At 40.6% G+C, this 23,739-nt stretch carries 26 protein-coding genes; 13 read left to right on the top strand and 13 right to left on the bottom strand.

Annotated features, from left to right (window positions below; translation table 11 throughout):
• Positions 1-65 precede the first annotated feature (65 nt).
• The 6 genes from FGL37_RS00805 to FGL37_RS00780 all read right to left on the bottom strand — a co-directional run bounded on the left by FGL37_RS00805 (position 66) and on the right by FGL37_RS00780 (position 6,281).
• Positions 66-1,145 (bottom strand): porin, encoded by a 1,080-nt coding sequence (locus FGL37_RS00805; RefSeq protein ID WP_028071481.1) that lies wholly within the window; start codon positions 1,143-1,145, stop codon positions 66-68.
• Positions 1,146-1,261: 116 nt separating this feature from the next.
• The gene (locus tag FGL37_RS00800; RefSeq protein WP_028071480.1) at positions 1,262-1,822 is read right to left on the bottom strand and encodes a K(+)-transporting ATPase subunit C; all 561 of its coding nucleotides are present in this window, start codon (positions 1,820-1,822) and stop codon (positions 1,262-1,264) included.
• Positions 1,823-1,904: 82 nt separating this feature from the next.
• Positions 1,905-3,917: a potassium-transporting ATPase subunit KdpB gene (gene kdpB / locus FGL37_RS00795; RefSeq protein ID WP_028071479.1), complete on the bottom strand. Its 2,013-nt coding sequence runs from the start codon at positions 3,915-3,917 to the stop codon at positions 1,905-1,907.
• Positions 3,918-3,937: 20 nt separating this feature from the next.
• Positions 3,938-5,626: a potassium-transporting ATPase subunit KdpA gene (gene kdpA, locus FGL37_RS00790; RefSeq protein WP_028071478.1), complete on the bottom strand. Its 1,689-nt coding sequence runs from the start codon at positions 5,624-5,626 to the stop codon at positions 3,938-3,940.
• 113 nt (positions 5,627-5,739) lie between these two features.
• Positions 5,740-5,817 carry a K(+)-transporting ATPase subunit F gene (kdpF, locus tag FGL37_RS26070; RefSeq protein ID WP_138097088.1) on the bottom strand — a complete coding sequence of 26 codons (78 nt, stop codon included), beginning with the start codon at positions 5,815-5,817 and terminating at the stop codon, positions 5,740-5,742.
• Positions 5,818-5,927: 110 nt separating this feature from the next.
• Positions 5,928-6,281, bottom strand: coding sequence for a DUF7674 family protein (locus FGL37_RS00780; protein WP_028071477.1), 354 nt, complete (start codon positions 6,279-6,281; stop codon positions 5,928-5,930).
• Positions 6,282-7,015: 734 nt separating this feature from the next.
• Between FGL37_RS00780 and estT the strand changes: the two genes are divergently transcribed.
• Entirely contained in the window at positions 7,016-7,879 is an 864-nt protein-coding gene (estT, locus tag FGL37_RS00775) for a macrolide hydrolase EstT (RefSeq protein ID WP_028071475.1), read from the top strand.
• Between the two features lie 174 nt (positions 7,880-8,053).
• Here the strand turns inward: estT and FGL37_RS00770 are convergent, their stop codons facing one another.
• Positions 8,054-8,836 carry an NIPSNAP family protein gene (locus FGL37_RS00770; RefSeq protein ID WP_232048608.1) on the bottom strand — a complete coding sequence of 261 codons (783 nt, stop codon included), beginning with the start codon at positions 8,834-8,836 and terminating at the stop codon, positions 8,054-8,056.
• Between the two features lie 170 nt (positions 8,837-9,006).
• Between FGL37_RS00770 and FGL37_RS00765 the strand changes: the two genes are divergently transcribed.
• From FGL37_RS00765 to FGL37_RS00755, 3 genes are all read left to right on the top strand, one after another.
• On the top strand, positions 9,007-9,522 hold the full coding sequence (locus FGL37_RS00765; protein ID WP_028071473.1) for a hypothetical protein: 516 nt from the start codon (positions 9,007-9,009) through the stop codon (positions 9,520-9,522).
• 124 nt (positions 9,523-9,646) lie between these two features.
• A complete protein-coding gene (locus tag FGL37_RS00760) occupies positions 9,647-9,898 on the top strand; it encodes a hypothetical protein (protein WP_197734432.1) in 252 nt (83 codons plus the stop codon).
• A gap of 465 nt (positions 9,899-10,363) precedes the next feature.
• The gene (locus tag FGL37_RS00755) at positions 10,364-10,741 is read left to right on the top strand and encodes a hypothetical protein (protein WP_028071471.1); all 378 of its coding nucleotides are present in this window, start codon (positions 10,364-10,366) and stop codon (positions 10,739-10,741) included.
• Between the two features lie 189 nt (positions 10,742-10,930).
• Here FGL37_RS00755 and FGL37_RS00750 read toward each other — a convergent pair whose 3' ends face one another.
• On the bottom strand, positions 10,931-11,185 hold the full coding sequence (locus FGL37_RS00750; RefSeq protein WP_028071470.1) for a P-loop NTPase family protein: 255 nt from the start codon (positions 11,183-11,185) through the stop codon (positions 10,931-10,933).
• Between the two features lie 67 nt (positions 11,186-11,252).
• Here FGL37_RS00750 and FGL37_RS00745 point away from each other — a divergent pair, with 67 nt between their 5' ends.
• Both FGL37_RS00745 and ligD read left to right on the top strand, forming a co-directional pair.
• On the top strand, positions 11,253-11,534 hold the full coding sequence (locus FGL37_RS00745) for a winged helix-turn-helix transcriptional regulator (protein ID WP_081817971.1): 282 nt from the start codon (positions 11,253-11,255) through the stop codon (positions 11,532-11,534).
• Between the two features lie 201 nt (positions 11,535-11,735).
• Complete coding sequence (gene ligD, locus FGL37_RS00740; RefSeq protein WP_160169536.1) at positions 11,736-13,730, top strand: DNA ligase D; 1,995 nt, start codon at positions 11,736-11,738, stop codon at positions 13,728-13,730.
• Between the two features lie 381 nt (positions 13,731-14,111).
• On the opposite strand, the gene FGL37_RS00735 is transcribed toward ligD, so the two are convergent.
• Positions 14,112-14,783 carry an acyl carrier protein gene (locus FGL37_RS00735; RefSeq protein ID WP_028071467.1) on the bottom strand — a complete coding sequence of 224 codons (672 nt, stop codon included), beginning with the start codon at positions 14,781-14,783 and terminating at the stop codon, positions 14,112-14,114.
• Between the two features lie 131 nt (positions 14,784-14,914).
• Between FGL37_RS00735 and FGL37_RS00730 the strand changes: the two genes are divergently transcribed.
• From FGL37_RS00730 to FGL37_RS00715, 4 genes are all read left to right on the top strand, one after another.
• Positions 14,915-15,739 carry a helix-turn-helix domain-containing protein gene (locus tag FGL37_RS00730; protein ID WP_028071466.1) on the top strand — a complete coding sequence of 275 codons (825 nt, stop codon included), beginning with the start codon at positions 14,915-14,917 and terminating at the stop codon, positions 15,737-15,739.
• 230 nt (positions 15,740-15,969) lie between these two features.
• Complete coding sequence (locus FGL37_RS00725; protein ID WP_028071465.1) at positions 15,970-16,791, top strand: alpha/beta fold hydrolase; 822 nt, start codon at positions 15,970-15,972, stop codon at positions 16,789-16,791.
• A 117-nt stretch (positions 16,792-16,908) separates the two neighbouring features.
• On the top strand, positions 16,909-17,817 hold the full coding sequence (locus FGL37_RS00720) for an alpha/beta fold hydrolase (protein WP_028071464.1): 909 nt from the start codon (positions 16,909-16,911) through the stop codon (positions 17,815-17,817).
• A 63-nt stretch (positions 17,818-17,880) separates the two neighbouring features.
• The gene (locus tag FGL37_RS00715) at positions 17,881-18,318 is read left to right on the top strand and encodes a RidA family protein (protein ID WP_232048606.1); all 438 of its coding nucleotides are present in this window, start codon (positions 17,881-17,883) and stop codon (positions 18,316-18,318) included.
• Positions 18,319-18,338: 20 nt separating this feature from the next.
• On the opposite strand, the gene FGL37_RS00710 is transcribed toward FGL37_RS00715, so the two are convergent.
• Positions 18,339-19,364: an AraC family transcriptional regulator gene (locus tag FGL37_RS00710; RefSeq protein ID WP_028071462.1), complete on the bottom strand. Its 1,026-nt coding sequence runs from the start codon at positions 19,362-19,364 to the stop codon at positions 18,339-18,341.
• Positions 19,365-19,493: 129 nt separating this feature from the next.
• Here FGL37_RS00710 and FGL37_RS00705 point away from each other — a divergent pair, with 129 nt between their 5' ends.
• The 3 genes from FGL37_RS00705 (at position 19,494) to FGL37_RS00695 (ending at position 21,733) form a co-directional block, all read left to right on the top strand.
• Positions 19,494-19,868, top strand: a complete 375-nt coding sequence (locus tag FGL37_RS00705) for a hypothetical protein (RefSeq protein WP_028071461.1) — start codon at positions 19,494-19,496, stop codon at positions 19,866-19,868.
• Positions 19,869-20,167: 299 nt separating this feature from the next.
• Positions 20,168-20,500 carry a YegP family protein gene (locus FGL37_RS00700; RefSeq protein WP_028071459.1) on the top strand — a complete coding sequence of 111 codons (333 nt, stop codon included), beginning with the start codon at positions 20,168-20,170 and terminating at the stop codon, positions 20,498-20,500.
• A 198-nt stretch (positions 20,501-20,698) separates the two neighbouring features.
• Positions 20,699-21,733: a serine hydrolase domain-containing protein gene (locus FGL37_RS00695; protein ID WP_138096631.1), complete on the top strand. Its 1,035-nt coding sequence runs from the start codon at positions 20,699-20,701 to the stop codon at positions 21,731-21,733.
• A gap of 273 nt (positions 21,734-22,006) precedes the next feature.
• On the opposite strand, the gene FGL37_RS00690 is transcribed toward FGL37_RS00695, so the two are convergent.
• The 3 genes from FGL37_RS00690 to FGL37_RS00680 form a co-directional block, all read right to left on the bottom strand.
• Positions 22,007-22,243, bottom strand: a complete 237-nt coding sequence (locus tag FGL37_RS00690) for a methyltransferase type 11 (protein ID WP_232048605.1) — start codon at positions 22,241-22,243, stop codon at positions 22,007-22,009.
• 12 nt (positions 22,244-22,255) lie between these two features.
• The gene (locus FGL37_RS00685; RefSeq protein ID WP_028071457.1) at positions 22,256-22,978 is read right to left on the bottom strand and encodes a siderophore-interacting protein; all 723 of its coding nucleotides are present in this window, start codon (positions 22,976-22,978) and stop codon (positions 22,256-22,258) included.
• A gap of 69 nt (positions 22,979-23,047) precedes the next feature.
• Positions 23,048-23,620, bottom strand: a complete 573-nt coding sequence (locus FGL37_RS00680) for a Crp/Fnr family transcriptional regulator (protein ID WP_028071456.1) — start codon at positions 23,618-23,620, stop codon at positions 23,048-23,050.
• Positions 23,621-23,739: the final 119 nt, after the last annotated feature.

The following is a 23,739-nucleotide window of genomic DNA, read 5'->3' as shown; positions in this document are numbered from 1 at the left end:
GGTTTTTTAAATTTACAAATTCCCCTTAGACAAACGGTTAAGGGGAATGCAAGGAAATGAAATAATCAGAAACGTACTGCCAGCGAAGTAACCGCCATCAGGTTGTTCTTTTTCAGATCACCATTCCTTTTTAAAAAAATGGCGTCTTTGCTGTTTAGCTCCCTTATTTCAGTCCGCCAGACTACGTTTGGTAAAATCTGGTAGTCTACATTGAAGGACGCGCCAAAGGTCTGAAAGCCATTTGTTGTGCCAGAAGCTATGATGACACCGTTTCTATCGTTGTAATATTCTGCTCGCGCCGCTACATTTAGTTTATGTGTCGGACTATATCGGGCGATCAAGACAGGGCTGTACCAAATGTTGTATTCGCTGCCACCCTTGCTTTTTTGTTCAGCTCCGATATCAAATCCGGCTATCAATGCAAACTGTGCGTTAAACGCAAATTGTCCATACAAGTTATGGAAATAACGCATCTGCTTTGCCTCATCCGGTTTATCATTGCCGATAAATGAACTGCTGTTTAACGTGATTTTTTCGGAAGGTCTGTAGGTCAACTGGTGCCCAAAGGCCGGTGTACTATTTCCTTCAACCCGCTGGATGCGCTGCCAGCCGTTAATGACCAGCACCGCCATATCCCATTTGCCGTTTTTGGCACTGTACGACAGTTTTGCACCAGTTTCAAAATAAGGAGAATTGTCTGCAAGCATACTGCGTGTCAAAGTATAACAGTCCGCTCCGATAGCACTTTCAAAGCCAATGTGAGAAGGCATAACACCCGCATCCAGCCACAGATCGTGCTTTTTGGATAACTTAATACCCACATTCGCCTCATAAATGTTTTTTAAGACACCTTCTTCGGCAGCATAATTGGCATTCATATAAGAACCAATGCCCAAACCGAGATTAGCCCGTACCTTTTTGTTTTCATAAGATGCTTTGATCAGGCCCACATTCAGGCTCACCTCGTTGTTGCGGTTGTGGCTGTACACAAATTCGGGTCGTTTATTTGATTTTGGATTGTTAAAATCCCGCTGATAGTAAACCTCAGCATATCCGCTGATTGTTAGCGGATTTTTTTCTGTTTCTTGTGCCAATACACTTCCTGCTCCCAACATAATTGTGGAGCATATCCATACTTTTTTCATCTATATCTAATTTCTTCTTACCGATGGTACTACCAAATTATTCACGCGCGTGCAAATGAATAAACTACAATGATCCTATTATTTATTTCTGTACCGCTTAATTCCCTGACAAATATTTATTTTGATCTATCCAGGGCGATATTGAGTTTCAGTACATTAATTCTCTCAGGACCGAACACACCCCAAAGCGGTTTTTCTATATGGCTTTCGACGAGCTGATACAGTTTATTTTCGTCTATATTTCTTATTTTGGCAATACGCTTCACCTGTACTTTTGCAGCCTGCACTGAAATATTGGGGTCAAGCCCGCTGCCGCTCGCGGTGACTAAGTCCACAGGTATTTCGGATTTTTTAATGCCGGGATTGTGTATCATAAAAGTATCTATGCGAGCCTGCACTTCTGCAAGATATTCTTCATTTGACGGACCTTTGTTGCTGCCGCCCGAGCCAGCGGCATTGTAGTTTACCGCGGAGGGTCGTGACCAGAAATATTGATCATCGGAAAAGTGCTGCCCAATATTGCTGTAGTACTTACTGCCTTGATCCTCAATGACTGCTCCTTTTCCGGAATTGGGCGCAAACTGCGCAATACCCCACACGACCAAAGGGTACAATACCGTGAAGAAAAGTATCATAACGACAGTCAGTTTGATAGCGGGCAAAATATGTTTTTTCATCTTATTTATTTGTGTTAATGTACATGAAGCAACCATCAGCCGTCGATGCTAATGATCTGATTTTAACATTGCTTTTTGTGACTCAGAAAAAAATGGATACCACCATATCGATCAGCTTTATCCCTACAAAGGGAATAAGCACGCCGCCCAGGCCATATATAAACAGGTTTCTGCGTAATAGCGCACTGGCACCGATGGGCTTGTAAGCAACGCCTTTGAGCGCAAGCGGAATTAATAGGGGTATAATAATCGCATTGAAAATGACTGCAGATAGAATGGCACTTTCCGGTGAATGTAAACGCATAATATTGAGTCCCTGCAATGCCGGTATAGCCGCAATGAACAAGGCAGGGATAATGGCAAAGTACTTAGCTACATCATTGGCAATACTGAATGTGGTGAGCGTTCCCCTGGTCATTAAAAGCTGTTTTCCGATCTCTACTACCTCAATCAATTTGGTTGGGTCGTTATCCAGATCCACCATATTCCCCGCTTCTTTTGCAGCCTGAGTGCCGCTGTTCATTGCTACACCGACATCTGCCTGGGCCAATGCCGGAGCATCGTTTGTACCATCACCCATCATCGCTACCAAACGCCCTTCTGCCTGCTCGTTTTTGATATAGTTCATCTTGTCTTCCGGTTTGGCTTCGGCGATGAAGTCATCCACTCCTGCTTTTTCAGCAATAAATTTTGCAGTCAGCGGGTTGTCCCCTGTAACCATTACGGTTTTGATACCCATTTTGCGCAAACGCTCGAAACGCTCCTGAATGCCGGGTTTGATGACATCCTGCAGCTCAACTACGCCCAAAGCCACTTCATTTTCGGATACCACCAAGGGCGTTCCTCCGTTTTGGGAGATTGCTTTAACAGTTTCTTCCACTTCGCTCGGGAAAGTATTTCCTGCCTGCAAAACGAGATTTTTAATAGCGTCTGTCGCACCTTTTCTGATGCGGAAATTTTCATAATCAATCCCTGAACTACGGGTTTCGGCTGTGAACTTGATAAATTTTGGTTCTTTTACCAGATAGCTCGAAGGGTTGATATTTGCCAGCTCAATGATCGATTTTCCTTCTGGAGTTTCGTCCGCCATCGAACTTAGTACAACCGCTTTAATCAACCTTTTCTCGTCCACACCACTGGCCGGATGGAAATGCGTTGCTTTACGGTTCCCGATCGTAATCGTTCCTGTTTTATCTAACAAGAGCACATCGATATCACCTGCAGTCTCCACAGCTTTACCACTTTTGGTAATCACATTGGCTCTTAGGGCCCTGTCCATCCCTGCAATACCGATAGCCGATAGCAGACCCCCGATGGTCGTCGGGATTAGACAGACAAATAAGGAGATAAACGACGCGATGGTAATACTGACATTTGCATAATCAGCAAATGGTTTGAGGGTTACACACACAATAATGAACACTAATGTAAAGCCTGCCAATAATATGGTCAATGCGATTTCATTGGGTGTTTTCTGACGGCTCGCGCCCTCGACCAATGCAATCATTTTGTCAAGGAAACTCTCGCCGGGCTGTGTGGTAACCTGTACGATGATTCTGTCGGATAGCACTTTTGTACCACCTGTGACCGAACTTTTGTCACCACCTGCTTCCCTGATAACAGGAGCGCTCTCACCGGTGATCGCACTTTCATCAATGGTTGCCAATCCCTCGATGATTTCACCATCGGAAGGAATTATATCCCCTGCTTCACAGACGAAAATATCACCTTTTTGTAGCTGAGCAGAGGATATGGTCTTGCCATTTTTCAGTCTTGCTGGTGTTTCCTCTCTTGTTTTTCGCAAACTGTCTGCCTGTGCTTTTCCTCTGGCTTCGGCAATGGCTTCAGCAAAGTTGGCAAACAGCAGGGTTTTAAAAAGCACGATAAACACCACAAAATTGTATATAAAACTTCCCTGACCTTCTGCACCGGACAAGGTCCACAGGCTTACCGTCAACATGACGAGCGTTCCAATCCAAACGGTAAACATGACCGGATTACGGAACATTATTTTGGGGTTCAGCTTCACGAATGACTGTATTAGGGCCTCCCGAACCAGTTCTTTCTGAAACAATGATTTATTATTTTTACTCATTTCTAAATTTCTTTAAACAATTAATACAGTGAAAAATACTCTGCTATGGGCCCGAGCGTCAATACAGGGAAAAAAGCAAGCGCAGCTACGATGGCAATTACGGCGAAGACCATCAGTCCAAATGTTGCTGTGTCTGTTTTTAATGTTCCGTCACCCTCCGGAATGTATCTCTTTTGCGCTAACAGTCCGGCGATGGCTATTGGTCCGATAATCGGCAGGAAGCGCCCAAGTATCAAGATAAATCCGGTGCTGATGTTCCACCACATCGTGTTATCGCCCAGACCCTCAAATCCGCTGCCGTTATTGGCCGCCGAAGACGTATTTTCATAAAGCATTTCACTCAGCCCGTGAAAGCCTGAATTATTGAGTGTTTCGAGGGTGTATTGGGGCAACGCCACTGACAATGCCGTGCCTACAAGTATCAAGAATGGATGCAATAAGGCGATAACCATCGCTATCTTCATTTCCCGCGCTTCCACCTTTTTGCCCAAAAATTCGGGCGTACGTCCAACCATCAATCCACTGATAAATACAGCTAAAATGACGAATACGAAAAAGTTGAGTATACCCACACCAGCACCGCCATAAAAAGCATTGATCATCATGGCGAGCAGCTCGTTCATCCCTGACAAAGGCATTGAGCTGTCGTGCATCGAATTGACGGAGCCCGTAGAAATGACCGTCGTTACGATACTCCAAAAACCTGATGCTGCTGCACCTAACCGGATTTCCTTGCCTTCCATGGCTCCCAGCGAAGTATCAATACCCATTTGAGCGATTGCCGGATTACCCTTCATTTCCATATGGATGTTGGGGATGGTAAGCATCAAAAAACCGACAGTCATCACACTGAATATCATCCAGGAAAGTTTTCGCCGGCGGATAAAATATCCAAAGGCAAAAACCATCGCTAGTGGAACAATGAACTGTGCCACCATTTCCACCATATTGGTCAAGTAGGAAGGGTTTTCAAAGGGATGTGCGGAATTAACGCCATAGAATCCACCGCCATTTGTTCCAACATGTTTAATGGGTATGAACGCTGCAGCAGGACCTCTGGAAATTTCCTGTACATCGCCCTGCAAGGTGGTAATACGATCCTTACCCTCAAAAGTCATCGGTGTTCCTTCGAAGAGCAAAACTATAGCTACGACAAATGAAAGAGGCAATAAGATACGGGTACAGGATTTTACAAAATAGTTGTAAAAATTGCCCAGTGCTGTTGTGCTTTTATCCCTGAAGGCGCGGAACAGGACTGCGGCTGCCGCCATTCCTGTTCCTGCACTTACAAACTGCAGGAACATCAACCAGTATTGCCCGATGTAGCTTAATCCGGTCTCTCCCGAATAGTGTTGTAAATTACAGTTGACCACAAACGATATGACTGTATTAAAAGCCAGATCAGCAGGCATACTGGGGTTTCCATCGGGGTTTAGCGGTAAGCTTCCCTGTGTCATCAATATCAGCATTCCCAAAAGGAACCATATCAGATTGATGGTGAGCATTGCCACCATCTGCTGCTTCCAGTTCATTTCTGTTTGCGTGTTGATACCACTGATTTTGTAAAAAAGACGTTCGACCGGATTGAAAAGAGGGTCGAGAAGCGTTTTGTCACCGCCATATACCTTGGCAATATACTTGCCCAGAGGTATGGCCAGCAATACCGAAAAGGTGAACATGACGATGATTCCTAAAATTTCTGTATTCATTTTTATGTGTTAATATTGTTTTGATTATGCTTTCGAACAGTGTGATCGATTCCAGACAATCCGGAAATGTCAAGGACATTTTTCTTGACATTGTTCACCTCTGCCGAAACGATTTAAAATTTTTCTGGTCTTAGCAACACGTAACAGATGTAAGCAAATACACCGACGGCTATTATGAATAGTGCGATCATAAACCTATTTTTGTTTAAACAATGCTTGATTTGAAGTTGGTATATACCTGATTTCCCTGCAGTGCAACACAACTTCAAAATAGCTACTACAGATAGGAGAGGAGGGTATTTTAATTTTCAAGAATAGTTTTTATATATCCTTTTCTCAATTCTATCGGAAATAGTTCCAGATGCTTTTTCAGGCTTCCGGGACTTTCTTCAGCAGCCAATGCGGTCAAAAATTCATTTTCTATCGCATTGCGGGTGTATTGATTACCATCTTGATAAAGCAGATTAACCACTTTTGCTATTTCCTGCACTCGTTCCAGCTCATTGTCCAGCCCTGAATGGATCTTAACCATACATATTTCTGCTAATTGGTGTAATAGCTGGTAGTCAGCCATGGTGTCATCCAGATTGTCAGATACAAGACCTGCGGCTTCTGGAGCCCACTCCCGAATGGTATTTGCGATTTTAGTTTTCATATTGTGTTCTAGATTTTTTCAAAAAAATCAATGGATTTATAGAAGAGTCCAAAGCAGGTAAGTCCTGCTACAAGTAAAATGAATGTTATCATGATTCTTTATATGAGTTATCGACTTAAGTATTTCATTAACGCTCCGAAAATCAACATCACCACCACTGCGGCGAGCAATAAGTGGTATGATTTAAGCCATGTTGGGAACGAAGGAGGTTCTTTTCTTTGTTTCCACTTTACATTTTTCATCTTCATTTGTATGTTTGATTTTCGATATGCCAAACGAAATGCCATGTGTGAATATTTTTGTTTAACAAATTGATTGTGAGTAATTTGATGTTTTTCGGACGACCTAATGAATACAAAGAAGTCTATCATTTTGATAGCCTCTTTATCAAAATGATAGACTTCGATGCTCGCCTCCTCTATAAAATTTACACTATTGGCCTGGCTGATGGCTAAAGAGCAGGTTCAATGGGGCGTCAGTTCTCCCTACTCAAAAAGGAAAGAATCAATTTCTGAAAGGTAGCTTTGGGGGTGTTTGCCCGAAAACTCTTTAAAGTCCCGGATTTTATTTCCAATTTCTACAACCACTGCTCCAAAAACCATGCTGACAATCGAAGGTATTAAAAACGTCGAATTTGTACAATTATGTCCGCCTACATGACCGTAATTTTGGATTCTAGATAATAGGATCGGATGTGTGTCTGCATACTTGTATTTAATATTAATTCATTGATTATGAAAGATAAAATGATTATCCACGGAGAGATTGAAATCTGCACGGAAAGTTTCGGAAACCCTAAAAACCCAGCGATTCTGCTATTGGCCGGAGCGACGGTATCTATGCTGTATTGGGATGAAGACTTCTGCAGAAGATTGGCCGATAAAGAGTTTTATGTTATTCGTTACGATAATAGAGATGTAGGTACTTCGACGAACTACGAACCTGGATCAGCCCCTTATAATATCGTTGACTTCGAAGAGGACGCTATTAAGATTCTGGACGGATATAACCTCGATAATGCACACTTTGTTGGTATATCTTTAGGTGGTTTAATCGCACAAATTGCAGCGATACGCCATCCTCACAGGGTAGAATCCCTCACGTTGATAGCGACAGGGCCTTGGGGCGTTGTGGATATAGATATTCCGGAGATGGATACGCGGATATTAGATTTTCATGCAAAAGCCGCAGATGTAAACTGGAGTCAAGAAGAAAATGTCGTTCAGTACATGCTCGAGGGGGCAAAGCTGATGTCCGGTAGGAAACCCTTCGACAAGACCAGGGCAGAAAACCTGATCCGATCAGAATATGCACGTGCGAAAAACTACATCAGTATGTTTAATCATGCAACTTTAGGCGGCGGAGAAGATTATTACAACAGATTAGATGAAATACAACAGCCGACTTTAGTCATTCACGGTACAGACGATCTAGTCTGGCATTTTAACAGCACGAGGATACTACTGGATAAAATTAGCAATTCGACGCTTATCCCACTCGAAGGTACTGGGCATGAGTTGCATACCCACGATTGGGATACCATTATTGATGGAATCTCCAAACACATCGGACATGCGATTAAAGTAAGCAATCAGTAAATGAATATCTAAGTCGCATCTTGTGACTGACTTGAGCTTCCCCATTACTGTCGTGCAAAGTGTCTACTTGTGCATACGAGGTCCAATTATGTCCACAATAACTGGGCAAAATGTGGTCAAACATACGAATATTGTCGGGCTGCCTAATTTTTCGAAGGCAGCCCATTATTTAACTTATATATCCGAATAAGCTGTTGGTCTACAAAGTATTGTCACGTTTTTAGAAACATTGTTTTGGTACTGTGGCATATCTGCCATAGGTTTATATAACGGTCCAAAAGCTTTCCAATGTGCATCGCGTGCTGTCATATTTTCGAAAGTCGTCAGATAAATTAAATTAGGCATCGTGCTTCCAGCAATGACCTGACCATAAAACACAGCATTAAAATCTAGTTTGTTGAAGATATCAATCTCACCATTATTAAACATGGAAATTTTATTTGCCGATAACTTTTCCGTTGGAGCCTCGTAGCTTCTCAATTCGTAAACACGTTCGCTTTTAACCGCGCTTAGTTTTGGAAGAGCGAGAAATGGCATCCCCTCAAAAGCTTTCATTAAGATCGTTTCAATTCTTGAATAAGGTGGCTGGTTATGTGCAGCATCTAAGTATTCCTTTCCCGACTCCAAATACTGTTTGTCTTTTAAGATATCGACATCTAAGCTTGCATATTTTTCAAGAGTAGCTGATGCACTCAATACATAAACCAACTTATCTGCTTTATCGTTATTATCAATCGGTTTGAAAACAGCAATCTCTTTAAATCCCAATTTGTGCATCGCCGGCAGGTAGGCTTTTTCCAGAAAACGGTCGATCACCTGTTCCTGTTCTATGGTCTGGAAGTGATAAACTTTCAATTGGAAATAAGTGGTTGCTGCACGGGCAAAACAGCTGGATTGAATACTGATAAAGATCAATAAAATCAACATCCAATTTCTCTGATTCTTAGGCCTGATCATGTTTAACATTTAGTTTTATAGATTTAGATTATTATTGTTTGTCTTCTAGTCATCTAGAAAATACAGATTAAAAATAGGATTTTTTTGAACAATATAACTGTTCAGATCTCAACTATTCAATTTTAGGTATGTATTTTGATATCTACGGTTCTATACCAAAATGATTTGTTATGCAAAAAGTAATGAAAGGCATTATAATAACACTAATGGCTACAGTGCTATATTCTTGCAGTAAGGATAACGATGATACTAGCCCTACCAGTGAAAACTATGTTCAGGCGAAAATTGACGGTAAGTTAGTGCAGTTTAAATTGAACAGCAGTCATCAGAACAATGCGAATTCCATTAGCGTTGTCGGTAATACAGCAGATATCAACGAGAGCAATGAAAATACGCATATTCAATTGGCTATCATTAGTGAGAAGGCGATCGAACCGATGACTTATGAGCTGGAGAAAACCCCGACCATGGTTGTCACCTATGGAGTCATCAAGAAAAAGGCGGACGGAACAATGGATCAGGACAATTACGTTGCTTCCACGGGTTCTGCCAGCCTTGGTGATCACTTTACGGTTAAGATCGATAAATTTGCGGCGGGTCACGTGAGCGGCGCATTTTCCGGTACCGTAGTAGGAAGTTCGGTAGTCACTATTTCTGAAGGGAAGTTTTCCGTTCCGGTTGATTAGATTGAAGCGTTTACTTTTTGAAATTCTCAGTATTTCAAACAGATAATCGTTGATGGGAAAAATCGAATGATGATGACAAAAAATAGAATTTTCGTTGAGAATGGTGATATGCGATGAGGCTTTCATGGATGGAATACCTGAAATATTAAGAAACTGGGATGCCATTCACGTCACCTTAAAAGAAGCGAGTCGCCTGGCCACAAACGGATTGCCGATTTCAACAGAAGTATATATTACAGATCCTGCTTTTAAACATATTGGCGCTCAAATTGAAAAACATGGGATAAAGGTTGAATATATTGATTTTAGCATTAGCCGTAGTTTTGGCGGTTCATTCCGTTGCAGTACGCAACCGCTGTTGCGTGTAGCCAAATAAACAATGCTCAATTTTGCGTACCAACACATCCCTAGCCGTAGCTTTGAATCAAGGCGGATATAAACTTCCATCCCAATAAGAGAGCATGAGGTTAGCCAGTTTCAAAGCGATATAGTCAACCTCCAAAACTATATTTGTATGCTCATAAGCAAGGTGTTCATTTTTCAGAATCAGCAACGGTGACAGTTAACCTTGAAGGTCTCATCCTCTTTCGAAATAATCGAAGTAAAAAAGTTCTGTGTGATGGCGACGGACCTTTATTTTGTTGCTTTAGCTGAAAGCGATACGTGTCTTTGGTCTTTGTTTGAATTTTGTTTAACCAGTTAATGTCAGATATTTTCTAAAATCGAACGGATCTTGAATCTCTGGTAGCGGATATCTACTTACAAAAAATTAATCGAATCTAATGTTCACTTTTATGGGACAAACAAAGATTGTTAATTATTTACATTAAAATTTTAAACCATGAAACAGAACATGAAAAGGTTATTTGTTGCAGCTTTATGCTTTGGATTAGGCACCATAGCGCTTTCCTCAAATGGACAGATGAAAAATAATTCTCAGGAATATGAAAAAAGCTGGGATGGAGGGCTTGTTACCGTTACCGGAGTTCAAGTGGTTAAGCAGTCCGTAGCTTCCTTAACAAACCGATCAGGTGGTGAAACTGTGAGAATCCAGGAAATTCCGGTCCCTTCCAGCTTTGGTAGCTCAGAGACAAGCCGGCAGCGATGCTTCCAAATTTATGGTGCATGTGGTACTTGGAATATTTGGGTTTCGGGCGGCTCTTACCAAGCTGCATACGAACATGCACAATTGTATTACAACATTGTACTTTGCTATTAAAGACATTTTTTCAAAAACACTGAAAAGAGGTTGTCCAATAGGACCAGCCTCTTTTTTCTTGATCTTTAAAGCTGCTCTAACCATTTTCGTCTATTGCTCATTTAGCTTCACCATCATAGTAGAGCTCAATCATCATTTTAACCATTAGCAATTGCGTATCCTAAGGAATATGATTCCCCGATTTTAGCATCATTCATCAAAAGTTCCATCCGGAAGATAAAAAAATTCTAGATCCCTTTTGTTTTCGATCCGCTGGCAGCTTCCATTCTGTAGTAACACGACCTGCGAAGCAATGTGTAAAAGATCATGGTAATTATGATCAGTGATGATGAATCCCTTTTTATCGCTGAAGCGTCGTATGAGATCTATGATCATCGTGATATAAATAGGCTCAATCCCGGTAAAAGGTTCGTCCAACAATACAAAATCCGTAGGTTGGCACATTAATAGCCAAATTTCAAGGTAGCGACGTTCTCCCCCAGATAATTGATGTACTTATGCTGTATGTAAAATCGGGGGAAGATGGAAGTTGTTGATTCTTTGTAAATTAGAAGAAAGTAGGTTGAGGTTTAGTGAATTGCGGAAAGCCATGCCTGCCATTACTGAACGTATGCTCACCCTGCAATTGCGGGAACTAGAGAAAGAAGGTTTGGTAAAAAGAACTGTCTATGCGGAAGTGCCTCCGAGAGTTGATTATGAGCTAACGGATATTGCAAAAGAGTTGGTACCTATATGGAACCAATTGAGCCAGTGGGGCGCAAAGCACAAAAAATTGCTTTCGACCCTTGACTAGTGCAGACGCTATTTCTATCATGTTCCTGATATAAACGCCTACGGCTCCTATAGTCTCGAATTTGCAGAGCGTTGGTACGCAAACGTCCCGATTGCCACGAGAAACTATCATCTTTGGAAGGGCAAATAACGTACATGCCTGCAAAAGATTGAACCAATGATGCCCGGCCGTGTTCTATACTCAGTAGATAAAAAATGCAGTATGGCCAGGTCAAAATCTAAAATGCCCACCAGGATCAGTCCGATGCTCTGTACGCTCACCAAAGAGCCGCCACGGAATGAAGATTATTTGTTCGAAGTGAAATGGGACGGCTATCGCATCGTCTCTTTTGTCCGGCATGGAGAGGTCCGTATGGATTCCAGAAGCGGACTGAACTATACCTCGCGTTATCCTGTCATCGCAGACGCCTTAAAGAAGCTCGGGCATGAGGTGATTTTAGATGGTGAGGTCGTTGTCTTCAATGACAGCGGCAACGCCGATTTTGACGCCCTACAAAAATACAATGGGATCGCCAGTCCCATTTCATACTGTGTCTTTGATTTATTATGGCTCGACGGCAATGATCTCAGGAGCCAGCCGTTGACCGTACGCAAAGAGCTGCTCAAACAGCTGGTGCGAAAAGACGATACCTTCCACTACAGCGAATCTTATGATGACGGTCAGGAGCTGTATCAGCGGGTCCTCGACCTCAATATGGAAGGCATTGTCGCTAAAAGGAAAGACAGTGAATATATCGAAGGCGAAAGGGCGTACAGCTGGTTAAAGATCCCCACTCGGAAGCGACAGGAATTTGTGATCGGAGGCTGGGCAGAGTCCGAGAAAGCACGTTCATTTAAAAGCCTCCTATTCGGTGCATATGAAAATGGGAGATTCACCTGGATCGGTAGGGGTGGAGGAGGTTTCAAGGACAAGGAGATGCCTGTTATTCTCGAGCAGCTTGAGGCCTTAGAAGTGAGTGAATCACCCTTTGTCAATGAGGTGCTCGATACCAAGGGAGCCAAAATCCACTGGGTCAAACCCCAGTTGGTTGCCAATTTTGAATTTGCGACCTGGACCAAAACAGGAAGAATACGGAAGCCGACTACATTCCTCGGATTCAGGTCCGATAAAAGACCGGAACAGGTGGTTAGAGAAGTGCCAAAAGATGTACAGAAAATCCATGAACTCACCGACAAAATCGAACCGGCAAGCAAAATTCCCCCTTCCAAACTCTATTTAAATGCTGGCAGTAACTGGAGGCGTGTCGATGAAGCCATAGCCGGCAAAGAGATCTCCGATTTCCCGATGGCAAACTGTACCATACAGCTGCACGATGTCGGGCGGGAACTTTGGAAAAGTATTCCGAAAGGCGAACTGATTCTATACTACAACAAGATCTCCAAATTTATTTTACCCCATATACAGCATAGGCCACAGTCGCTGAATTTGAAGCTGACCCATGCCGGAGGGCCTACCACCTTTATAAAAGATATGGAAAACAGGCAGCCGGACTGTGCCGAGATCTTTATCGACCAGCGGCGGGTTGCTAAAAAAGGCAAGCGCAAACAGATCGATTACCTGGTCTGCAACAATATAGAAACCCTGCTCAGCATGGTCGACTGGGGATGTGTCGATATCAATCCATGGGCATCCCAGACAAAGGCGCCGGAGTTTCCCGACTATCTATGGCTAGATTTAGACCCTACGGTGGAGAATACGGAAGAAGAGGATCAAGGATTTGAGATGGCTATTGAAGTTGCTGGAGCCGTTAAGGAAGTATTGGACAAATTTGGTTTGAAGGGGTATATTAAAACATCCGGAAAGACCGGACTTCATGTTTACATCCCAGTCCGGGACATCAATTTTGATACCTCTTTATTTTTAGGCCGGTATTTAGCGGACCGGGTGAATGAGCTGGTGCCTGACATTAGCACGCGGTCAATTACCAAAGCTCATCGGAAAGGGAAGGTATATATTGACGCTGATCAGAATAATTATGCCGATACCTTGGCTGCGGTATATTCTGTTCGCCCTTATCACCAACCGACGGTCAGTACACCTCTGGACTGGAAAGAAGTGAAGTCTGGGCTGGACCGTTATTCGTTTACGATCAATACGATTGAAAAAAGACTGGAAAAGAAGGGTGATGTGTTTTTGTCTGTTCTCGATGAAAAAATCCGAAGTAGAAATTATTCTGTTCTGGCAAAGCTGCCTTAGTATCTGTTAAAGTTCAGTGACATAATAATTTTGTACTCAAAAAATCTAAATTAACTTCTCAACGTTTTTATTTCTGTAGTTTGAGACTCCTCCAGTTCAGCTATATGATAACGAAGATCTACAAGCATGTCCCAGTGAGGTTTCGTATATTGATTAAACATATAGCTGTGCAAAAAATAAAAAATTATTCCTAGGGCTGTAAACCTAAAAAGCACTGCTGTATCGAGGATTGATTGTAAAAACATTACAGCATTTTTAAAAAAAAGACAGCAGAATAAAAAATAATAGCGATCTCAACCTCGTTGATTTTCTTCGGATTTCAGTAAAATATTCCGATGTCGTCAAGATTGAAGTAATAATTCCCCGTATTGTGCGGTGACGTTAGTTAAATTTCGCTTCTCTTGTGAATTTACTCTTGTCGATGCCTAGGTCACTGCTGAACAGATCGGCCAGTATTTTTTCAATTTCAAGCTTATTAAACGTGTTTGGGTTGCGTCTACATTTAAGGTAATTTTCTCTAGTCATTTTTTTCGCTACCTGGCCCACTGTCTGTACGTCAAGTTCGTTGCCGAAGTTATGTGCGAAACAAAGTCCAGAGTACGAGAGTGTAGCCCCTACAAGACCAATCTGCCAACTGAAAAAAAGCCCTACTAAAGAGGCTAGAAGTAAAATTGTGAGTGTCAATGACACCCAATAAGGCGGTCGTAAGATATTAAGTTTGAAGCCCAGATTATCTTCCAGTTTTTTGATTAGTGAACGTCTGCTTTGTTTTGGCAAAAGGCTGACGAGAGCAAGGTCTGTCGAGATCGTTTTATGATCTATTTGCAGCGTGGATGTAATGGCATTGCGCAGTTTATAAAATGCATGTTGACTCGTACAGTCGTTTGTGTGAGCTAGTTGGAGTTTATTTAGGATGTGATCACACAGTTCGCCAAAAGTCGAAATGTACATTAGTTCGTTATTTTGAAACTTAATGTCAAATGATTTTTCAACTTTAAGAAGTAAATCGCTAATATCGTCTGGATCCACATTTTCAAGTTCGTCGTCAGCCATAGTGCTACTGTCAATTGGTTACACTATACTAATATGCGAAAAAAAAAGAATAGCGACAATAGTCTGGGCAGGGAGGCTTTTAATTTCTTAATTTTGCTGAGTGCTCAAAATAGCAATCTGTAAGAACCATAATGATAAAAGAATTTTCATATAAGAAATTTGGTAAACTAGAGTTTAGCAAGGCCACTGTCGAACATGACTCACTCAACATCATAAATGATCATATCAAAGTCCTGTTTATTCCCCAAAATGCGATTATTCAAGTAGATTTCCAGGAGATAGAAATGAACACGGACGCCTTATTATTTATAAATCCGCATGTCATTTTAAAACCCTGTGAAACTATTGATGGGCAATTGATGCACTTTAACCGGGACTTCTACTGTGTGGAAATACACGATCACGAAGTCGCCTGCGATGGCATATTATACAATAATGTATTTGAAATCCCTTTTATAAATTTAAACGAGCAACAATCCGAAGAAATTCAGAACATCATCAATGCTATAGATTTTGAATTGAAGAATGAGGACTCGGGTACAGAAGAAATGCTAAGAACGTTGTTAAAGCTGATCATTCTTAAATCTACCCGTATCTGGAAGCAGCAGCATCAATTGGCTGACGATATGCGCCAGACTGATGTTCAATTTTTACGGAAATTCAGTAAGCTGGTCGAACAGCATTTCAAAACACTGCATACCGTGGCCGACTATGCAGATATGCTCTGTATTACGCCTAAAAATCTCAGTAAAAAGATCAGCCTGGTCAGTAAAGAGACGCCAAACGATATTATAAAAAACCGGATCATACTGGAAAGTAAACGTCTTTTAGCACATACGGCGATGAATGTTAAAGAGATCGCCTACACCCTGAATTACGAAGACGATGCCTATTTCGTCCGTTTTTTTACAAAACATACCGGAATTTCACCGACAAGTTTTAGAAAACAGTTTTAAAATATATCTCTCACATATTTTAAGAAAAGCACAGCCTATCAGGATGTGCTTTTTTTCATGTTTACACGTTTTGGTTGCTCAAAATATGCCGTGCACAAGGTTAATAAACTTTTTTGGGCAAAAAGTGCAATTCAAAGCGAAAAGCATCCATTGATGCGCCTTCGAAATTACCCCAACTTTGTAATAACAAAAGAAAACAATAACAACAACAACAATTAAATAGTAAAGACATGAACAAGTTTACAGTAAAAGACGGAACAGAAATTTATTTCAAAGATTTAGGTGAAGGACAACCGATATTTTTCCATCATGGATGGCCACTATCATCCGATGACTGGGATGCCCAGATCATGTTCTTTCTGGAAAGAGGTTTTAGAGTAATCGCGCATGACAGAAGAGGCCATGGAAGATCTACGCAAACGTATAAGGGAAATGATATGGATACTTATGCTGCTGACGTCGCAGAATTGGTAGAGTTCCTCGATCTGAAGAATACGATCCATGTAGGCCATTCAACCGGTGGTGGCGAAGCGATCAGATATGCCGCACAATATGGGAAAGACCGGGTATCCAAAGTCATTTTGATCAGTGCGGTTACACCTTATATGATTGCTGACGCCAGTAATCCGGACGGGGTGCCACTCGCCGTGTTTGACAATATCCGCTATAATACACTTCATAACAGACAGCAGTTCTACCAAGATCTTACCGTGCCTTTCTACGGTTACAACAGGGAAGATGCGGTCATTAAAAAAGGTATACAGGACAACTGGTGGAGACAAGGGATGATGGGTGGTATCAAGGCACAATATGACTGTATCAAAGTATTTTCGGAGACCGATTTCACCGAAGATCTCAAAAGTGTGCAAATTCCCGTTTTGGTGCTTCACGGTGATGATGACCAAATTGTCCCTTATGCAACCACAGCCGTTAAAGCGGCCCAACTATTGAGAAACAGTAAACTGATCATTTACCCGGGCTTCTCTCACGGTATGCCTACTATTAATGCCGATGTCATTAATGAAGATATACTATCCTTTATAAAAGAATAAAGATTCATCTGGGCAAAAAGTGCAATTCAAAGCGCAAGATGTTCATTGATGTGCCTGTGAAATTACTTCAACCTGCAATAACAAAAGAATATAACAACACTAATAATTATTAAAGTCATGAAAAACTTAACTTTAGCCATCGTATTAATTACCACCTTTATTACAAACAGCATTTTTGCACAAATCAAGAGAACTCCGGCATCTTTTGGAAGAGCCGAATATATCGAAGTAGAAAAGAACGTGAAACTTCATGTAACTGACCTCGGTGAGGGAGAGCCTATTGTTTTGATTCACGGATGGCCCTTGAGCGACGCCATGTACGAATATCAATATGCCGATTTTATTCAAAAAGGGTATCGGGTGATCGGCATCACACTAAGAGGATTCGGGTTATCTGACAAACCGGGAGGAAAATACAACTATGATGTATTTGCAGATGATATCAAGGTTGTATTAGATAAATTGGATATTAAAAATGCGATAATAGGCGGATTTTCCATGGGAGGAGCTACAGTGATTCACTATGTGGCTAAATACAATGCAGCTCACGTTTCCAAGATGGCTTTATTTGGAGCGGCGGCACCGACCTGGACAAAACGACAAGACTTTAATTATGGTTTGTGGACCAAGGAAGATGTCGATGGACTGATCACGTTGAACAATACGAACCGTCCAGAATTATTTAGCACTTTCGGCAAGATATTTCCAGCCAATGAGACAAGCGTTTCCCCTGGGCATGGCGCTTGGTTGGGAGGTATCCAGGCTCAGGCATCGCCTTATGCTATGGCGGAGGGGCTAAGAACATTGCGGGATAGCGATTTACGTGGTGATTTAAGTAAGATAACAATCCCAACATTGATCTTACACGGTAAGTTGGATAAAATATGTTCGTACGACCTGGCAGAACAAATGAATACCTTACTTAAAAACTCAACTTTAGTTCCCTTCGAAAAAAGTGGTCACGCGCTCTTCATTGAAGAGCTGGATAAATTTAATAGTGAGTTATTAAACTTCATCAAGAAATAAAGCAATGACGGCATGAGGTTGGTCTAAAAAGCTGACCTCATCTTTTAATTTAAATCAATTGAAATGAACAGAATTTTTATACTTATCCTAATGCTGGCATGTTTTTCCTGCAGTTCAAAAATGGAGACCATAAGGGTAACACATAGCGGGGTGCCAAAACCAATAGGTCCCTATAGTCATTCCACAAGTTATGGTAATGTTATTTTTGTATCAGGCCAGATTGGCATAGACCAAAAAACAAATATGCTAAAAGATGGTGTTGAACAACAAACGGTTCAGATTATGGAAAATCTAAAGACCATCTTAGCGGATAATCAATCCGATATTGAGCACATTACCAAGACAACGATATTTTTGACAGACATGAAATATTTTGAAAAGGTCAATGAGATTTATGCTAAATATTTTCACGGGCATTTTCCAGCAAGGACCACTATTGAGGTGGCTTCTTTACCGAGGAATGCCAATATTGAGATTGAGTGTATAGCTGTTAAAAGGTAATTAGAAACTATCACTCATCATCAAGGACGGTCTTGATTCACAAGAATGTTATTTTTGTATTCCAACGGAGTTTTTCCCAGCCATTTTTTAAATGCCCTAACAAAACTACTTGGTTCAGCAAAGCCCAGATTCGCCGAAATTTCCTTTACAGAAGATGGACTCGTCGTGATGTAATGAATGGCTAACGTTTTTCGAACTTCTTCTACGATTTGTATATACGAAATACGTTCCTCGCGGAGTTTTCTTTGGAGTGTTCGTACACTGACATTAAAATTACAGGCTACAGATTCTATTGAAAGGGTAAATAGATAAGAGTTTGTGATCAAGTAATTAAAAATCTTCTTTGCAAAATCACCGCTTAATGATTCCGGATTTTGGAGCTTATAGACCTGACTAATAAGTGAGTTTTGAACGCTATAATTGGCGGTTATGATCTTCGTATTTAGAAATTCCTTGTTAAATTCCAGAATATAAATACGGCTTTTCTGTAAAGGGCATTTGATAATATGCTTATATTCTCTGTCATAATCTTTTTGGTAAGTAGGAAAACTCGCACGTAGTGGGGCTAGGTTTTTAATCAATAATCCTTTTAACTCATATAGTGTAAAGGCGATTAAAAAATCACCCATTTGATTTTGAGCAGTTGAAAATTTGTCAAAGCCAGCATTTTTCTCATAGGTAATAACAAAAGTTTCAGATTTTTCATGAACTGACATTGTATAAAAATCAGTAAGTAAGCCTACCATCATACAGGCATGCTGTAAAGCTTCTTTTACATTGTTGCTCGTTTGAATCACTTGGCCGACTACCCCAAGAGCAGCAATTTGCATCGCTGCTCCAAAATGTAGCCCTACCAACTCATTTTTTGAAATCTGAATAATGTTTTTCCAAATCATGTCCATCTGCTCATTGGATATCGGAAAGGATGGGTTTGTGTTCAATTCGTCTATTGAAATGTTTGAGTGAGCAGCAATTTTTCCGGTATCTAATCCTCTCTCTTCGCAAAAGATAAACAATGCCTGTAAAAATGTTTGTCTGTAATTCATTATGTGAAAATACACATTTGTCACAGTAAATACTGTTTTTTTGTCGTCTAAAACCAATACGTTGGCGCGTAAAGATAACGTGTGGTTGGAGGATCAGAAATATCTTTACAGAAACAAAATTCAAAGCTTATGACACTAAAAAATGTATTACTGTTAAATGCCATTAGTTCTGGTATTACAGGAGTTTTACTCGTTGCAACACCTAATATGTGGATAAGTATATTTAAGCCAACAGGTGTAGCCCCATTTATGGAAGTAGGGACGTTCTTGATCTTATTTTCTGTATTTGTTCTTTTTGCGGCCATTAAAAAGCCTGTCATAAAGGCATGGATTAAACTAATCATAGCGTTGGACATCACGTGGGTATTTGCAAGTTTGGTAACTGTTTTATTGTCATTTTATTCCATCAGTATGCTTGGTACAGTGATTATTCTTTTTGTTGCAGCTTGGGTAGGAATGATGGCCTATTTGCAAATTATCACATTAAAAAAGAATCAACCATGAGCATGACAAGAACAATTACAAACGACTTTCTACATTATTTGCAGCACAGACAATTGAATGAGCTTATAAATCTCTTTGCAAACGATGTTAAATGGGAGGTTCCCGGGGATGTAGACCATATAAGATGGCTAGGTACTCGAAACAGCAAGTTAGAAATACAGGATCTCTTCAACACGCTCTTTTTTTCCCGCTCAGCGCGATGGAGGTTTACCAGAAGAACATTGCTATTTCTTTTCTTGACGAAGAGCTCGAAAGTGATTAAATTCGAAAGTATACATTTATAAATCTAAAGAGAGAACATGGGAAAATTTGTAGTAACAACCAGAAAGAACGGTGAATATCAGTTTAATCTCAAGGCAGGCAACGGCCAGACGATCCTTGGAAGCGAAGGCTATTCCAGTAAGGCAAGTTGCCTTAACGGTATTGAATCGGTTAGGAAGAATGCACAGGATGACGGTAGGTTCGAAAAGAAAACCTCATCAAATGGGAAGTGGTACTTCAATCTAAAGGCGTCCAACGGACAGATCATCGGAACGAGTGAGATGTACGAGAGCAGTAGTGGTATGGAAAACGGGATTGAGTCGGTTAAGAAAAATGCACCTTCGGCGGAAGTCGATGATCAAACCTCCTAAACCAGGTACATAAAATTAAAGCTGTCTAAAACTCTTAGACAGCTTTAATTTTTGGTTTATGGTTTATAAGATGCTGACCGACAATAAAATTTGTAGCGTCCATTTCATTTTCATGCGCGAAGACTGAACCTTCCGTTCAATTATTCGTCACTACAAGCTGCCGGGCCCTTGAACGATATTAAAAAAATTAGAAACAATATGACAAAATATGTATTGTTAGCATGTATATTAATACATCAGGTTAGTTTTAGTCAGATTAGAACACTTAACGGTACTCAACTAACAGCGATTGACTTTGAGAAAAAAATAAACCTTGCAATGGATTCACTACAAGTTCAGGGAATGTCAATTGCTGTCATCAATAATGGGAATGTTGTATTTAACAAAGGATTTGGCCTATCAAATATCGATTCTAAGAAAAGGGTGACCAGATCGACTTTTTTTGAAGCAGCGTCTTTATCGAAGCCTGTTTTTGCCTTCGTCGTGCTTAAATTGGTTAAAGAAGGCAAGCTAGACATAGACAAGCCCTTATTTGAGTACTTAGAAGCCGATAATATCGAAGACGGGCGCTACAAAAGAATCACAGCCAGAATGGTTTTAAGCCATACCACCGGTCTGCCCAACTGGAGCGAAACCGAAAAAATGCAGTTACAATTTGTCCCGGGCACACAATTCTCCTATTCAGGCGAAGCATATGTTTATCTTGCCAGAGTGATCGCCAAGCTCTGTGATGCGGATTTTAAAAATTTGGATGCAGTCATTCAACATTTAGTTTTAAAGAAACTAAAGCTGAATAACTTCCATTTTATAATCACACCAAAGGTAGAGAAAAATCTGGCAGACGGTTATAAAAAGGGGCAGCATGTAAAAGACGAAAGAGATAGGTATCATTTTGATCCAGCAGGCGGTTTATATGCAAATACAACAAACTATTCAAGATTCTTAATCTATTTAATGAACAATGAAATAGAATTCAAGGAGATGTTTTCACCTGTCATTTCTTTGGATCGAAACGATCCGGTAAGGGAATACTTCGGAGTTGATTCGTGGACTTTGGGTATGGCTGCTGTGAAATTAAATGATGCTATATATTATTGGCATGGGGGTAATAATTTAGGGTACACCTCTTCATTTATGATTGATCCTGATAAGAAATTTGGCTATGTATATTTTACAAATAAAGACCAGTGCAACGAGATGAAAAAGGTTGTAGAAAATATACTATGGAAATAATGTATTGACTCATCGCTGTCCATTACCAATAGCAACAGCTATACTATCCACCGTGGGTTTTTCCTCGTTCATCTCGGATGATTGATGAGTGGGATTATCCACGTACGCATTGCAGGATAACCTAAAACAGATCGTCTACAGAAACGCAACACTTGTCGCAATCTCGCCGCAAAAGTCTCACTACAGGGGAAAATTAAGGGACAACCAACCACATACATTGTCAAAAAGGCCTTGCGGACAGTCAATAAACTTATCGAGTTTTAGACGTAAAAATTATTCTATTCGCTCGCAGTTATACCCCAGTTCAATCATATACTTAATTATTTCGGCGGTTTCAACCTTAAGTTTATGAGCCTCAACTCTAAGGATATTTTCCTCATCTTCAAGGTCAAAGTTTATTTTATAAATTGGATACCGTCTTAAAAGTGAGCGTGTTGTATCCCGAGCCTCTTTTTCGGTTGAGACATTGGTTTTAAATATTTCAACGACTTTCATTTTTCCGTACATCATAAAGCGTAAATTCTACTCCAAACCGGTTTTTCCTAATATCCAAAATGGTTTTACTTTCAATTGTTTACGGGGTAGACCTAATTCCTTTACAAACAGGTTGTTTAGTGCTATGCACAAGTGGCCATCCCCTCCAATATAAACCCTAGTATCGCGCCCAATTTTCAAACTCCTATAGTATGCAAGTAAGCTTGTGTCAGTTCCATTTGCTGTTTTTTGAAAAGTAAAGCCAAGTGTTCCGTTAAAATCAGTAAACAATTGTTTTTCGTCTTTTCCATAAATGATTCCGTCTATCTCCTGTTGCGGTGTGAGATGATGCGTAAAACAATAGAAATGTGACAAGGCGGTAATATCTCCTATAAAGAGGTGTTTAGACTTGGTGGTATCTAATGTAAATTTACCGAGCGGTCTGGAAATGAGGACCTGACTGCCGACTTCTGTAATTTCGGCCCATTTGCTACCCGGACCATCCGTATGTGCGCACACAGCAATATCTATATAACTTTTCTTTCCATCACACTGGCAACGCCAAATGGAGTATGTCCGAACACGGTCTCGCAGTTTGCCTTTTTGATTCGGGAACAGGAGTAATCTGAGATGCTGTCCCGGGATTAATCCGGTGAAATTGATACTTACCTCCAGGGTGAAATGGAATACTTTCTCTGCAATTTCTTTTTTTCCAATTACAGTTGCCCAATTCATAAATAATTTGGTGAATATTCTTTCTTCTAAGTTCATCTTACCTTTATTTTATTGATGCAAACTTAGAAAGGGATACCTAGAGTTTCATTCACCTGGGTTAACAAATCATTTTTTTAGCATTCTTTTACGTATCCGGCTTAAAGACTGAGGTTTTACTTTAATATAAGAAGCGATTAAGTATTGGGGAATCCGTTGATTTAAATCCGGGTAGCATTCCAAAAATTTCAGATATCTTTGTTCGGGGGTATCGACGTAGAATGAAGTTATATCCGCAATTGCCTCTAGAAACAATTGCTCTGAAATGATTCTTCCCATTTTTTCACCTTGTCCAATTTTGTCATACAGCTGTTGTAGTCTATCATAGCTAATACACAGCATTTCTATGTTTTCAACACATTTAATGGATTTGGAAGATGGTGTTTTCGTTAGAAAGCTCTCATAATTACAGACAAAGTCACCCTCCTTACCAAAATTATAGGCATGAGACTCTTTTTCCTCTATAAAGTAGACGACTAAGCCTTTAATTAAAAAGCCGATTTCCTTACAGACAGTTCCTTGTGCTAAGAAGTATTCTCCCTTGTCCCAACTTTTGAAATAGAATAACGAGTCTATCAGTGTTTTTTCCTGCTCAGTAATTTTAATAAATTTTGTTATTTGTTCAAAGAGTGCCTGTTTCATATAAATTTTTCGCTTTCTTCTTTTTCATACAGTTGGCAAATGGCAGTTCCTCGTAGCCTTCGTCCGGTGCCTCTGTCGGCTTCCTTTTAAAATTAGTAATTCATCGCCGAATTTTTTAC

It is taken from the genome of Sphingobacterium thalpophilum, assembly GCF_901482695.1.
In the GTDB taxonomy this organism is placed as follows: Bacteria; Bacteroidota; Bacteroidia; order Sphingobacteriales; family Sphingobacteriaceae; genus Sphingobacterium; species Sphingobacterium thalpophilum.
Note: the sequence above shows the minus strand (reverse complement) of the source record. Positions and strands in the feature narration are given on the sequence as shown.